Raw genomic sequence first — 13309 nt, 5'->3', positions numbered from 1 at the left:
GTCGACAGGGGACACGCACCCATTGCCCGGCGCACCGGCCAGTCGAGGGGCTCGACGGCGGCCGGGGTCGCGCGGGGAAATGGGTCCCTAGTAGGGCGGCTCACCGAGTTCCTGTAGCGTCTCGTAGTGCTTATGGCAGCCTCGGCAGAGACCGCAGGCCGCGTCGGCGACGTGGCACGAGTGGGCCCAGGCGAGAAGTTCCCGGGGGACACCCGACTTTCGGATGAGCTCGGGCCCCGTCATCTCGATGGCTGGCGCCTGCAGCCGCAGGCCGCCCTCCTGGAGCCGGAGCAGCGCGTCCATCGTGCCGACGAACTCGGGCCTGCCGTCTGCGTGCGCCCCATCGGTCGATAGGCAACCTATGAGCAGGCGCTGGACGCCGAGCGGGATGACGCGCATCGCCGCCAGCGTGACCAGCATCTGGTTCCTGTAGGGCCACCACTCCGGGACGGGCGCCTCGGGCAAAGGCGGTCCGCCAGCCATGTCGCCGCTGCCGAGCTCCCGGAGATCGGCGCGGACAACCAGGTGACGGATGCCCAGCTCCTCGCAAACGGTACCCGCGGCCCGCACCTCGGCGGCCGCCGGGCGCTGCCCGTAGTCCACGGTCACCGCGAACTCGGGCCGTAGCCACCAGGCCAGCGCGACGGAGTCCATGCCGCCGGAGAGCAGGAGGGCGGCCGTCATGCGCGCCAGTGCAGGTGATGGAGTGCCGTCACCAGATCGGAGTGGATGCGACATTCCGTCCCGACGAGCATTTTCAGGTCCTCCTCGCCCACCGCCTGGGAGAGGCAGTAGACTGGCTTCCCCAGCGCGCGCGCGAACCCGGCCTCGAAGATGGTTCCGCTGTCGAGGCCATCGACAAGGGCGAAGACGACATCGCACTCGCGTAGGGCCTGGATGTCCTTTGGCGCCACGTCCTGCGCGGGCCCGCGCCCGACGTCGTGGACAGGCGAGAAAACGTCCATGCCCATTTCACGGAGGCACCGTCGCACGTCGTCCACCAGCCAGCGCTGGGCGATGCTGAAGAAAGGGCCTGCGAGATAGACGCGCATCTTGTGGCCGAGCGCCTCGGGCCGATGCTCGGGCTTGCTCCGCAGGGCCGGGTTGATGGGCAGAGCCGAGCTCTCGACGTAGTCCGCAGTCGCCCTGGACGCGAGCCCCGCCGCGTCTTCCGGCGCCAGCCCCTGAACACCCCACCACTCGGCAAACGCCGCGGCGAATACGTCGCCGGATCCAACCGGCCAGACGTGCCGGGTTTGGTAGGCGGGAACGGTTACTTCGCCGCCCGACGTCACCACAATGGCCCCTCGCGAGCCCGACTTCACCACGACGACCTCGGCGGCCTCGATCTGCATCAGCTTGCGGGCGGCCGCGATGGGTTCCTGCTCGCCGCCGAGGGCGCAAACCTCTCCACGATTCGCGACGATGGCGAGGCGACTTGCCTTACTACCGTTCGCGCGGAAGCGCTCGGGAATGTAGGCTGACTGCGGATCGTAAACGCAGGTCCCGGCGTCCACCAGGGCCGTTCCCTCCAGCATTCCGAACCGCAGTACGACGTCGCCTGCCACCTCGATTGGCGCCTCACGGTTAATCACAATCGGGTCGGGGACGACGCGCGGGATCGACAACCCATGCACATAGTCGAATAGGATGGGGTGCGCGGCCCGAATGGGCTGGAAGCCGATATCATCGGCCTGCGCCTCCGCCTCGAACTCGGTGGCGACCTCGGGCGCGGCGTAGCCGATTAGACGCACCGGGTGACCGAAGCCCGCGACGGCAATGGCGGCCCGGCCAGCGGAGCCCATGGTCCGCTTCCACTCCGGCCAAACGCACCGCTCTCTGTAGATGCCGCCGACGACGAGCAGACCGGTCATGCCGGGCGCACTGCCACGGATACTAGGCCGCCGCGGACGGCCAGCACTTCCGCTTCGTAGCTACGGCCCTGGCGGATGCACTGTACCAGTTGGGAAACCATGGCAGAAGTGATGCTCCCCGCGACGTTGCCGGAATGATCGCGGACTTCAACCACGCGGGGCGGTCCTGGATTCAAGTGTACACCGAGCACGTCTCCGACGTTGAGCGTGCGGACTACTACCGGATTGGGGGAGTTAAGGTTGGTGACGTCGCGAATGTCGCACGGGTCCTCCGGGTTTCGGCCTCCACCGCCCCCGCCAGTCGTGGGCCGCCAATCGCCACCACCACCGCCACCACCGCCCGACATCCCGCACCTCCTTGCAAAATCCGTTTACAGCGCATCGCCCGGGCTTCGCCGTCCATAAGCTCTCGATGACTCGGGAATTGGGAATCGCCCGAAGCCGTTTCCAGACAGGCCAAGAATGGTCCAGCGAAGGATCCCGCTTCAGGAGCGCGCTGGTAGAAGCAAGGCAGCCCGAGTACGAGTTGGGGCTGCACGCCAATTCGAGCGCTCGCCACTGCTCGTCGAACGAGGTTCATCTCGACGCAAGGCACGGCCCAAATCTCGCACTCGTTGCTGGGTGAACCTAACAGGCAGTTGCTGCTAGCCCTTCCAGGCAGCTGGACAACTAGCGTATCTGACAATAGCGCGGGTGCTGGGTCGGCGCTGGCCGGACGCCCAGCGCCGCTTCGGTTACCTCTCGGAGATCCCGTTGTGCTTCTGGATTACGAAAGGTTCTGGACTGCCCGCGGGGCCGCATATCGAGAAGGTAAACCTTGCCGCTGCGGTCATTGAGATCGCTTCCGAGCCTTTGCAAGAACGCAATCCGATTGCGATTGTCGGCACAAAGGTTTTCAATACGACTGTACACCACAACGTTGATGCCGCTGTTGACCATCGTGGCAACATTCGAGAAGAAGCGACTGTTGCATGCGTTCGTAGCAGCGCCGGTAAGGGTGCATTGAACGACTGGACCATTAGGTGTGTCGGCCTCAGGTCCCTCAAATGAGGAGAAGTGAATGATGATGAGCGCGGGACGCGCTTGCAAAACGTAAGCTAAACCGTCCCACTCGCTCCCGGTCGTTTCTCTTAATAAATTTAACCCTGAAGGCACGCCGGGAACCTGAATCGCACGTAGAATGGGTCGTATGTCCTCCGCGTTCGAACCGGATGTAGCCCGTAGCTCCGGCCGGTAAGCATTTCGCACTGAATCCATCAGCAGAACCGTCGGGCCTTGCTCGGGCGCAACCCTCGAAAGAACCTCAAGGAAGCGCGTGCTCATGCACTCGCGTACACCCTCTGCGTACCTCAGTGCGTCCTGTCCGGTCAGCCCGCTGGCAACACCTGAGGCCTGCCGGTATCCAAAGCCGAATAGGCCCATAATCTTGCCGACACGATCTCGCAGGACGAATTCGCCATTACCACGCACGTCAATCGAGTACTGAGATGATTCTTTGCACATCCTCTCGAGGTGAGAGATCGTGTCCGATATCGGGTCCGCGCGGCTAACTTGTACGCAGAGCAGCAGCACTACCGAAAGTGCCGTCGTGGTGATGAATGTTCGCACTGCGTCCTCCAAAGAGTTGTCTTAGACCGGAGTGGCGACGTCCGACGAGGTTCCAGGAACGACCTGAGGTAGGAAGCGGGACTTTGCCCGTGTGCGACCTGCCTAGGCCGCGGTTCTTGCGGCGTCCCACAATGTCAGTCGAGCGACGCCCAATCCACGCTCCGCATAGAACCGCTCGAGCCTCTGGCGCGTCTTCGGCTTTCGGCCCCGATCGAGAGAGAGCCCGAGGTAGCGTGCTGCGTTCGTGCCCATGAACTCACGGCGCTGGCTTGGAGAAAGCGCGAGGTTGCGTGTGAAGGTGTCTCGCATGGCTTGATAATAGTCGCGGGTTCCGAGGCTCTTCGAGAGCATTACCCAGTCAGTGCCATACATGAGCCGGTTGCGGGCGAGGGGATTGCCGGGACGGGCTAGCAGCGCAACGAGGAGTTCGGCGATGCGCCGATCCTTTTCAGCATCTGTCTCCGTACGGTGCATGATTGCATCGTAGTCTGCCACGTCAGCATATACGTTAGGGTACCGATCCAGGAGCAGCCCGATAGCTAGACCGGGCCAGGTCGATGGAGTGGGCTCCGCAGTGAGATGCCAGAGACCGCCCAGGTGTCCCAGATTTAGCCTGAGGTTCTTCCATCTACCCCCATCGAAGTCGAGCACCGTCTGCCAATGCTCCGGTGACCCGCGCTGGCCTGCCTCCGGTGTAGGGTTCTGGCTGAGTGACGTATGGGTAAGGATGGGAACGTCCTCTTCGATGCACCAATCGTAGAGGTCGGCCAGGGCCCGATCGAGTTTCGTGCCGTCCGGATCGATGGCGCGCAGCTGCGGCGGATAGTGTTCGGACCACTGCGCGGCGTTGCCATAAGGGAGGAATCCGAGGACTGGATACACCTTAACGCCGACAAACCCCTTGCGAGTGATCGCGTATTTCACGATGTCCAGGGGAGTCATGCCGCGCGGACGAACTGAAGGCGAAAGATCGGCGTCTCGCACCTGTCTCCACGGGCAGAAGGGAACGAAGGGGTGTACTCCGTAGGCGCGGTCGCTTTTGGCAGCGATCTCGGACATGACGTCCACTTGGTCCGGCAGAGGGCTGATCCCGTGCATGTCCAAGGGTCCATCGGTAAGCCACATGGTGAAGTCGATGACGGCGGGCGTGAAAAGACGGACCTCTGCGCCTTGGTTCCCTGCAGGCAACGCCGCAAGACGGCGCATTAGCTCTGCCCGCGGCAAGCCAAGAAGCGCCGCCAGGCGGAGCACACCCACCACGGCCTCTGGGCCGCTCAGGATCTGCTCAGTCAGACGCCGCACATCCCGCTGGAAGGAGCGCCTGTCCGTAGAGACAATCGAGCGATCCCCCGTGAGGACCTGCAAGAGCAGCTCCTTTTCCTGAGGTGCCGGGGCGGTCGCAGGCGGGGCATCGAAGCGAGAGCCAGGCACAGAGAAAAGGCTCAGTTCAACAGAACCGCTGCTACCTCCGAATAGGTATCCCGGAAGCGCCCGCAGCAGTGAGTCGCGGAGAACTTCATCGTCTGATCGGGCATCCGCCTGAGGAGCGGAAAGTGTTCGGGCGCGCCCGACGTCGGCGTACTCGGCCGCTGCTGTTGGGGCCGGTCCTTGCATCATGTGGGCGAGCAGAAGAGTAAGGGCGTTGGACGTCTCGCCGAGCACCGGTGCGTGCTCAATCGCCTCAGGAACGTAGATATGCTGGAGAAACCCGGAGATTGGAAGGTCACGTGAATTGAATACGTGACAGTGGACGTCAATCGCTGCAATAGCGGCAGCTTCTGAGCCGTTCGCCCCCCTCTCTTCGGTCGGGGGCGCATTGGAGGCACAGGCGGTGAGCGCCTGTAGTAGGCCGAGCACGAAGCCGGATCGTAAGACACCGCGCCGCTCTATACCGACGTCGAAGCGGCGCACTTCGTCCAACTCGCTAGCCATGGCTCACACTGTCTGCCCCGAACACGTTATGATATCCGGACAAAAGTAGCCAAGGGCAAAATCTTTGTAGCCGATTTGGTGCTAATTCCAGCAAAGTACGGTGCAAGCTGCCGACGCCCGATGGAGCTTAATTTCTGAAAGCCAACGGCGAAGCGCCACATGCTGCGCGACCATTGGGGCAGCGCATTGTCCTTGGTGTGTCAGTAACGCCGCTGGCCCAGCACGCGTCCATGTTCGGCGCGAATCAGGGTTTGCCAAAAAAGGACAGTTGCATCGTAATTGCCACTGTGCATCATATCCAAGCCGGATACGAAATGGACGACCTTGTTGGGGGGCGCAGTAATAGATGCGTGCGGTCCTAACCCGGCGTGCCGCGCTATGCGGTACGGTTGCGACTTTGGTCGGCGCCCACGTGACTGGTGCGCAGGATCTGTCGCGCGCGGTGGTGTCAAGCAGCGGCGCTGCGGACACCGCCGTCAGACGATGGTTTCTCGGTATCGGGAACGGCGAATACGGTGACCAGCGGCTGGACAAACTGCCAAAGTCGCCCGTCGACGCACAGGACATGGGCGCGGCATTCGGCGACTTGCGATTCAACGTTGATATTCAGACTGATTTGAAGGGGCACGACTTCACCAGTGCTGTCATCGACCTATCGGATCGTGTGCGCCAAGATGATGTCGTCGTATTCTATTTTTCGGGGCACGGCTTTCAGCACGACAACGACGATTACCTCGTTCCCGTAGACAGCCGATTTGACAATGCCGCCCGCTTGGAGCGGGACAATGTCATGGTTCGGTGGATCATGGAGACAATCGGCGCAAAGCAGCCCGCCACAGTATTGATGGTGCTGGATGCATGCCGCGCGACCGCCATAATCTCTCGCAACGGCGATACAAAGGGGTCCAGTCAGCAGCGCGGATTGTATGGGACGAACGCGCCACCGGCGACGCTCATCGCTTACGCGACGAAGCGGGGAGACGTCGCATGGACTGGCAACAGCAACTTGCGGAACAGCATCTATACGCACCACCTCCTACGAGCCATTCCAGCAGCCGACACTGAGATCGGCGACCTGTTCCGCATCGTGCGGGCAGACGTCCTCGACGACACGGGACAGGTACAGCAGCCTTGGGAATCAACGTCGCTTCTGGGAGCGGTCTACTTGAACCCGGGAGCGAAAGCGATCGCTCTCGAAGAGGCGGTCTGGGGCAGCCTTGTGCAAGCGCCGAGCCGATCCAGCGTCCTAAAGTTCATCCGCAACTGGCCAGGTGGTAAGCATGTACCAGATGCACGAGCCTGGCTCGCGCAGAATGCGGCAGTGCCCGGTCCGGCCGTAAACTCGGGCGCCCTCGCGGAGGCGACCAGGGTTATCGAACTCGAAGGTGCGCTCTCGCGTAGCCGAATCCAGGACATCGTCTCAGGCCAGGAAGCTTCCGTTGCAGCTTTCCAGCGGGGGGGCGTCAATCCACGGACTCCGGCAAGCGTGCGAATTCTAGAGGCTCTGCCGAACCAACTCACCTCCGTCTTCGCGGACATGGACCGCCGCTCGCCCGTAGTCGCCGAGGTCGCTCCTGTGACGCCGCTTGATGTGACAGGGCTGCCTCAGGCCGGGACGACCGGCTGGGCGCGGGTCCGATTGCCGGATGGGCGGAACGGCTTCGTTGAGGGCGTTCGGGTCACGGAGCGTTCGAGGACGAATGTCGCTTCTACCACTGTGCGGTTTCCGCGCGAGGGCATTGAGGTGCCCGTCGAGGGAGTAGTCCTGGTCCGCCCTCTCTTGGAGCAGACGAGGCGATCGCCCAGCCAGCAGGTTCGCATCGTCGCCCCCCCTGCTCCCGGCGGCAATCTTCGGGTCGAACGACAACTGGCGTTCGCCCGAGCACTCTCACTGCAGAAGCTCGCTCTCGACGCTGGAATGCCCCAGACGAGGATTCAGGTCGATCTCCCGGAGGAGCCAGGCTCCGCTTCCGAAATCACTCTGAGCATCGAGGAGATCACGCGACGATGACGTACGTTTCACCGAGCCACAGCAGTGCGCGATCCGTTCGCCAACGCCCTTCGCAAACGTTTTGCGCCGCTCTGTTTGCCGCAGGCCTCCTACTGATCGCTCCACTCGCGAAGGCGCAGCAGGCCCAGGAACGTTTGCGCAGCGAGCAGGTCGACGCACTTGAGGCGCTGCGCCGCTTTACCGATGTGCCGCTCCTGCCAGCACGCGGATCAGAGCCTTTCTGGAACTCTCTTCGCGCCACACGCGACCTGCCTCCCGTCGTTAACGGACAGATCCGGCCTGCTGGACAGGGCAGTGGAAAGATTATCGGGGGCGAGGTTGCTCCCTCAGGTGCTAACCCATGGCAGGTGGCACTGCTTGTTGCAAGCGAGACGAGAAATGTCCCGTTCTGCGGCGGCAGCCTCATCGCGCAAACATGGGTTCTTACTGCTGCGCACTGCGTCGATCGAGATACCACGACGGCCGATGTCGAGGTTCTCGCGGGCACCGATAATATCAGGTCCGGCGGACAGCGCCTCCGCGTTAGCCGGATCGTGCGTCATGCGTCATACGTATCCGCTCCGCTCGGCAATGACGTGGCCCTCCTGCTGCTTGAGCGCGCCGCTCCCGGGACGCCTATTCAACTGGTCAGTACCGCGAACGAGGCAGCACTTCTCCAGGAGGGGCAGAACGAAGACGCTTCAACCCAGCTGCGCACTACCGGATGGGGCGCAACGGCAGAGGGTGGAGACACGGTCTGGAACCTACGCACTGTGACGGTGCCGTTCGTCTCGCTCGCCACTTGTAACGACAACAGGAGCTACAGAGGACGGATTTCCCCCGGCATGCTTTGCGCAGGATCGAACAGGGGCGGTAGGGACTCCTGTCAGGGCGATAGCGGCGGACCGCTGACCATTGCGGTCGGATCTGAACGCCGACTGGTCGGTGTCGTGAGCTGGGGTGAAGGATGCGGCCGCGCCTGGAAATACGGCATCTATACACAGGTGACCTCGTTCGAACGCTGGATCGCGGAAAACATGCGATGAGCGGTCTCCTCCATCCCACACGACCCGACTCTCGCACGGCGCCAACTGTAGCTTCTGTAGCGCGTCCAAAGCTGCGTACGGTTCGCGATGCCTGGGCGACGGTGGCGGTTTGCGGTCTACTTGCCGCGTGTAGCACGACCCTGGAGGTCAATCAGTTACCAGCGGCGCTCGGCGATCCGACGCGTCCCAGGACGGGTTGGGAGTACAGTCTTCCATTCGTCCAATATGAGATCGTGTTGATTCATCGCCTCAGCGATTGCTCGACCGGGCCGCAAATCGACACGACCGTTAGTGCTACCCCTCGGTTCCGGCCCGATCCCGCACAACGGTACGTCATCGACCACACAAGCCTGTCGAATGCCTTCAAAACGTCCAACCTCTCGATCGAGTGGCACCCGAACGGAATGCTGAGTTCTGTCGGCGCGGCGTCGGACGACCGGACCGAGGCCGTTCTCGTCAACACGGCTACCGCAGCCCTGCAGATCGGAATCACTATCGCCCGGGCTGCCGGGGGGGTGCCGTCGCCGCCACTAGGCAGGTCGATGCGACGGACGGACCGCGGAACTGACGATGAACTGGGTACGTGCACTAGCGAGGCCATAAGGGGTCTTCGAGAAGTAGAACGTTCGGATGCGGCCCTCAACGCCGCTGCTGTGCGGCTGGAAGAAGCGACTAGCCGTTGGACGGCTGTCCGAGATGCCGCCGCACTCGTTGGGGCCAGGGCCGACGGGTCAACTCAGCGAGCGTTGATCGCTGCGGCACGAGCCCTCGCCGACGCGAGAATTGCCCAGGAGCGAGCGAGTGCGGCGCATGTGTTCGCTCTGGAAAAGGTCACCAATTCTTCAAGGCCCTTCCTCTGGCCGCCGAACGGTGGGGTGTTTAGCGGAACGATCCAGAATGTGGCCCCTCCCGCGGATGTTCTCATTCAGTGGGGATCAAAGCTGTCGTCTGAAGCTTTTGATGTCGATCTTACGCTCCTTCGGGACACGGATAACCAGGCGTCTAATCCGGCCACCGACCAGGCGACTTCCTCGCCAGACCTCGGGATACGCTATCGCTCGCCGGTCAATGGTATTCTTGAGGCGAATGTTGCCGGTCGGCGGCGACGCCAATCTGCTGGCCCGGTGCCCCAGATGGGGCAGCTCATGGTGTTGCCTTTCACGAACAGGGCGTTTCAGCAGAACGCGCTTTCTGCGAAGTTTTCTGAAGACGGAACCCTACTGGAAGCAAGCTACGGAGAGCTTGCAAGCCGGGCGGAGCGCGCCAGCTCAACCGCCGCACGCATAGCCGCGATGGGACCGGGTGCCGTCCAGGATGCCGCTAGTGCCCGCAACTTCGGCCTGGAGCAACGCGCTGCTCGGCTCCGCGCCCAGCGCGACGTACTTTTGGCGACACAGGAGCTCCAGACGGCGCAAAGGGCCCTGGCGACGTCACCCGACGACGCCAATGAGCGCAGGCGCAGACTCCTCGACGCCGATACGACGCTCAAGAACGCCGAACGTGCCAACATAGAAGCGGAACTCGCTCTGAGGGAGGCGACGGCCCGTTTGGCAGCGACACCGGCCGTCGGCGCCAGTCCCTAACGTATCGCGACAGTCAGGACGAACGACGCTGCGGTCATCTAATTAGTCCGCGTTACAACCCCGCATCAATCGAACCGGCACCCCTTCCGGCCAGAACAAGAATCCCGCGGAGGGGCTGGCCGCTGCCCGCCGAAGAGGCGTCGGTAGTGACGACCTAGCGCACTGTCAACGCAGTGGCTCGCGCCGCCTGATGCGCACTATGACCGCTGCAGCTGAAAAAGGTTCGAAATCGCAACAGAAAGGGGTCAGCTTATGGCAGTTTTCCATCCACATGTTGTTCGCTGCGCCTGCGGTACACCTGTCAATGTGCTTCTCGCTGACAGCGTAAATGTCGATCGCGCACCGCAAATTCGTGACCAGGTTCTAAGCGGCGAGTTGCACCGCACGGCCTGCGTCGCCTGCGGGACTAAGCTGACAATCGAGAAGCCATTCTACTACACAGATCTTGGCCGTCGTGCTCTGTTCAAGATCCTGCCGCACGGCGAGCGGCATCGGTGGAAAGCCGACTCGAAGGAACTGGACCGGGCCGCCTCTTTCATGCCGGAGGCAATCGTTGCTACCCGCAGTCTCTCGCTTCGCGTTCTATATGGCCTCGACGAACTACGAGAGAAGCTTGTTGCTCAAGACCACGGCCTGGATGATCGCGAAGTTGAACTGCTGAAAGTGCTATTGGTCGCGGACCATCCGGTACTCCTGCGAAGGGCACGACTTCGGCTCACACTCATGGCAGTGGACGACACAGAGTTGCATTTCCGGGCAGCCTACGAGCACAGCCCGGGTCAGTTCGCACTCGGCCTCCCGCGAAGGATCGCCGAGCCGCTCATGACCAAAGATGCGTCTCTGCACGCCGGTGGCGTGGATGCAGTGCCTAAAGCTGCACGCGGGCCGGGCGCAAGCGCACTTCGCGCATGGTCGCGCAAGGCTCACGGCACCGCCGACGTCTTTGGCGCAAGCGACCACTGGGTGAACCTGTGGCGATGGTCGCCGCAGCCGAGCGCCCTTGATCTGCTTCGCCGCTATAGCATCAGCGCAACTGCCGATGAGACCATCGATACAAACTCGACAGAGTTCATGGCAATGCTGCAGGGGCTACCGCGCGGCCAGCACTTACCCAGCTGGGCAAAGCAAGACGTGAAGGTGCTGTTCGACTACGCTCAGGCGCACAACGATCAGAGGCTTGAGGATAACCTCTTCGAACTCCGCTTCGGCTTCGCTCTTGAGGACGACTGGACCGTGGCGGCGGCGCCTCAGGATCTGGCCACCCTTTGGACGCTGCTTAAAGACCTGCCGGACTCGAACGTCGAAGGCAACACGCGCATACAAGAAATCAGGCTTGATGTGGGTGCTGATGGCGGGCTCTACGACCCCACCGCCAGCATAATCAGCATTGGCTCCGCGGAACTGCAGACGCGCGAGCGCTTCGAAGACGTAGTCCGTCACGAGGTGGGCCACGCGGTGCACGAGCAGAACAAAGCGCGCGTGAATCCATGGCTAGCCAGCAAGTTCGGATGGCAAACCTTCGAACGGACGAACGCCGGGGTTGACGCTTGGGTCAGCCTTATGGGCGGCTGGGGCAACATGCCAATGAGCCAGCGCGCGGAAGTACGTGCGGCGTTGGGGCTCGCGCTGGGCAGTGGCCAGCGCTGGGAACCGGCCGGAACGCCATCGCTGCCTTCCGGGCACCCTTGGAACGGGCCGGAGTTCGGGCCGCGGCTGGCGTACCAAAAGACTGGGGCCTATTGGTACCAGAACGTCCGGACGTGGTATCGATTTGGCGGCAAGGCCTTCTTCCTGAATTACTGGTATGCCACGCTCATCGCCGTCGACACGGACACACTGGACCTTATAGAGCGCATGCCGAGCAATTACGCGGCGATGTCGCATTTCGAGTTCTTCGCCGAACTCTACGCACTTTATTACGATCTAGACGACCCTCAGCGTGGTGCGATTCCCAACGATGTGGCGCAGTGGTTCGACAGTGAAATCGGCGCGCCCCAGATCGGAGCTCCGATGCCTGCACCACTGCGTCCACCCGAACCGCACGAGACAATCGTCCGCCCCCGCCGCCGTAAGCCTGGTCGCCAGTGAAGCTCTTCCTGAACGAAATTCTACAGGCGTGAAGGTGCTCAGCGCCGTCGCGGTCAGGGCAGCCGTGCTCGAACTGCTTCCCGCATTCGAGCGACAGACCGGCCGTGTGGCGGTCGCGGCTTTCGACCTGAATCCTGCCGTCCGGACGCGTGTCAAAGGCGGCGAGCAGTTCGATGTGGTGGTGATCAACGCCGACATGGTCGATGACCTGATCCGGGCAGGGAAAGTCGTCGCTGGCAGCCAGCGGTTACTGGGTCGGGCAGGGTTGGGCGTCGCAGTCCGGGCAGGCGCACGGAAGCCGGAGCTCGGCACTGTGGAGGCATTCCGGCGCGCGCTGCTGGGCGCGCAATCCGTCGCCTACGCGGGCGAGGGATCGAGTGGCGCGCACTTCACCGCTCTGCTGGCACGCCTCGGCATCCTGGAGGATGTCGCCCCTAAGCTGAGGTCGGTCGGCGGTGGCGAGACAGGTCAGGTCGTTGCCAGGGGCGAGGCCGAGCTCGGTGTGGTTCCTGTGACGACGATCATGGCAGCCGCGTCGGGCGCGGAGCTTGCCGGGATGTTCCGTGTCGGACTGCAAAGCTAGGTCGACTTCGCGGTCGCGCTCAGCACCTCGGCGGACAACATCGAAGGCGGCCTGGAGCTCATCGGCTTTCTCGCGAGTCCGGAGAACGACGCACCCCTCCGCGCCAGAGGCATCGAACGATTTCAGTGATCTGATTGCGCCGATGCGCTCGCGGTGGACCCTGAAGAGCTACGAAGCCGAGTGCGTTCTTGGTGGGTCGGCGGACCGCCTAATACTGAGGCTGGCGCGCGTTGCGCTCTGCGATTTCCAGCATTCGTCGGGTCCGCCGTTGGATGTCGAATATTGCGGCGGCGATGCCAAACGTGATGCTGGCCAGCACCAGGCCGATAAGTGCGCCAAGTACCGCACCGAACGAGACATCGATGCGCGCCTCTTGAGCTGCCACGCCGCCGACGCCCATGCAGATCGCAACGGTTGCGATTGTGCCGATACCCAGGAGGGCCCTGGCAACTGCAATGAGCATCGTCAGCATTTCGAGGCGGCCTCTCCGAGTTGGCGGTCGGAGAATGATCGTTTTGAATGCCGTCAGCCATCGCACGCAGAGCAAAGGCGACTTGAATGCCTTTCAACTTGGAAGCCTCAGGCGCCACGCATCGCGCGGGGCC

General features: G+C 62.7%; 10 protein-coding genes. 5 read left to right on the top strand and 5 right to left on the bottom strand.

Translation table 11 applies throughout. The features are described from left to right. Positions 1–87 precede the first annotated feature (87 nt). The 4 genes from ACLF3M_RS10970 to ACLF3M_RS10955 form a co-directional block, all read right to left on the bottom strand. Entirely contained in the window at positions 88–684 is a 597-nt protein-coding gene (locus ACLF3M_RS10970; RefSeq protein ID WP_430656957.1) for a 7-cyano-7-deazaguanine synthase, read from the bottom strand. After that, on the bottom strand, positions 681–1874 hold the full coding sequence (locus ACLF3M_RS10965; RefSeq protein ID WP_430656956.1) for a PfkB family carbohydrate kinase: 1194 nt from the start codon (positions 1872–1874) through the stop codon (positions 681–683). Before ACLF3M_RS10965 ends, ACLF3M_RS10970 begins: the two co-directional genes overlap by 4 nt. Positions 1875–2543: 669 nt before the next feature. Then, the gene (locus ACLF3M_RS10960) at positions 2544–3482 is read right to left on the bottom strand and encodes a hypothetical protein (protein ID WP_430656955.1); all 939 of its coding nucleotides are present in this window, start codon (positions 3480–3482) and stop codon (positions 2544–2546) included. Between the two features lie 102 nt (positions 3483–3584). Beyond that, positions 3585–5393 carry an amidohydrolase family protein gene (locus tag ACLF3M_RS10955; RefSeq protein WP_430656989.1) on the bottom strand — a complete coding sequence of 603 codons (1809 nt, stop codon included), beginning with the start codon at positions 5391–5393 and terminating at the stop codon, positions 3585–3587. Positions 5394–5760: 367 nt separating this feature from the next. Between ACLF3M_RS10955 and ACLF3M_RS10950 the strand changes: the two genes are divergently transcribed. The 5 genes from ACLF3M_RS10950 to ACLF3M_RS10930 all read left to right on the top strand — a co-directional run bounded on the left by ACLF3M_RS10950 (position 5761) and on the right by ACLF3M_RS10930 (position 12704). Further along, complete coding sequence (locus ACLF3M_RS10950; protein ID WP_430656954.1) at positions 5761–7425, top strand: caspase family protein; 1665 nt, start codon at positions 5761–5763, stop codon at positions 7423–7425. Continuing rightward, complete coding sequence (locus tag ACLF3M_RS10945) at positions 7422–8450, top strand: S1 family peptidase (protein WP_430656953.1); 1029 nt, start codon at positions 7422–7424, stop codon at positions 8448–8450. The genes ACLF3M_RS10950 and ACLF3M_RS10945 overlap by 4 nt, the downstream gene beginning before the upstream one ends. Before the next feature lie 746 nt (positions 8451–9196). Beyond that, positions 9197–10033: a hypothetical protein gene (locus ACLF3M_RS10940; protein ID WP_430656952.1), complete on the top strand. Its 837-nt coding sequence runs from the start codon at positions 9197–9199 to the stop codon at positions 10031–10033. A 252-nt stretch (positions 10034–10285) separates the two neighbouring features. After that, positions 10286–12121, top strand: coding sequence for a CpXC domain-containing protein (locus tag ACLF3M_RS10935; RefSeq protein WP_430656951.1), 1836 nt, complete (start codon positions 10286–10288; stop codon positions 12119–12121). Between the two features lie 28 nt (positions 12122–12149). Beyond that, positions 12150–12704: a substrate-binding domain-containing protein gene (locus ACLF3M_RS10930; protein ID WP_430656950.1), complete on the top strand. Its 555-nt coding sequence runs from the start codon at positions 12150–12152 to the stop codon at positions 12702–12704. 208 nt (positions 12705–12912) lie between these two features. On the opposite strand, the gene ACLF3M_RS10925 is transcribed toward ACLF3M_RS10930, so the two are convergent. After that, positions 12913–13176 carry a hypothetical protein gene (locus tag ACLF3M_RS10925; protein ID WP_430656949.1) on the bottom strand — a complete coding sequence of 88 codons (264 nt, stop codon included), beginning with the start codon at positions 13174–13176 and terminating at the stop codon, positions 12913–12915. Between the last annotated feature and the right edge of the window lie 133 nt (positions 13177–13309).

The organism is Falsiroseomonas sp. HW251 (genome assembly GCF_050563545.1).
Lineage (GTDB): Bacteria > Pseudomonadota > Alphaproteobacteria > Acetobacterales > Acetobacteraceae > Falsiroseomonas.
This window is presented reverse-complemented; position numbering and strand designations above follow the sequence as displayed.

Coding starts and splice junctions, on each gene's coding strand:
- ACLF3M_RS10970 (WP_430656957.1), bottom strand. CDS start 684: ATGACGGCCGCCCTCCTGCTCTCCGGCGGCATGGACTCCGTCGCGCTG.
- ACLF3M_RS10950 (WP_430656954.1), top strand. CDS start 5,761: ATGCGTGCGGTCCTAACCCGGCGTGCCGCGCTATGCGGTACGGTTGCG.
- ACLF3M_RS10925 (WP_430656949.1), bottom strand. CDS start 13,176: ATGCTGACGATGCTCATTGCAGTTGCCAGGGCCCTCCTGGGTATCGGC.
- ACLF3M_RS10945 (WP_430656953.1), top strand. CDS start 7,422: ATGACGTACGTTTCACCGAGCCACAGCAGTGCGCGATCCGTTCGCCAA.
- ACLF3M_RS10965 (WP_430656956.1), bottom strand. CDS start 1,874: ATGACCGGTCTGCTCGTCGTCGGCGGCATCTACAGAGAGCGGTGCGTT.
- ACLF3M_RS10935 (WP_430656951.1), top strand. CDS start 10,286: ATGGCAGTTTTCCATCCACATGTTGTTCGCTGCGCCTGCGGTACACCT.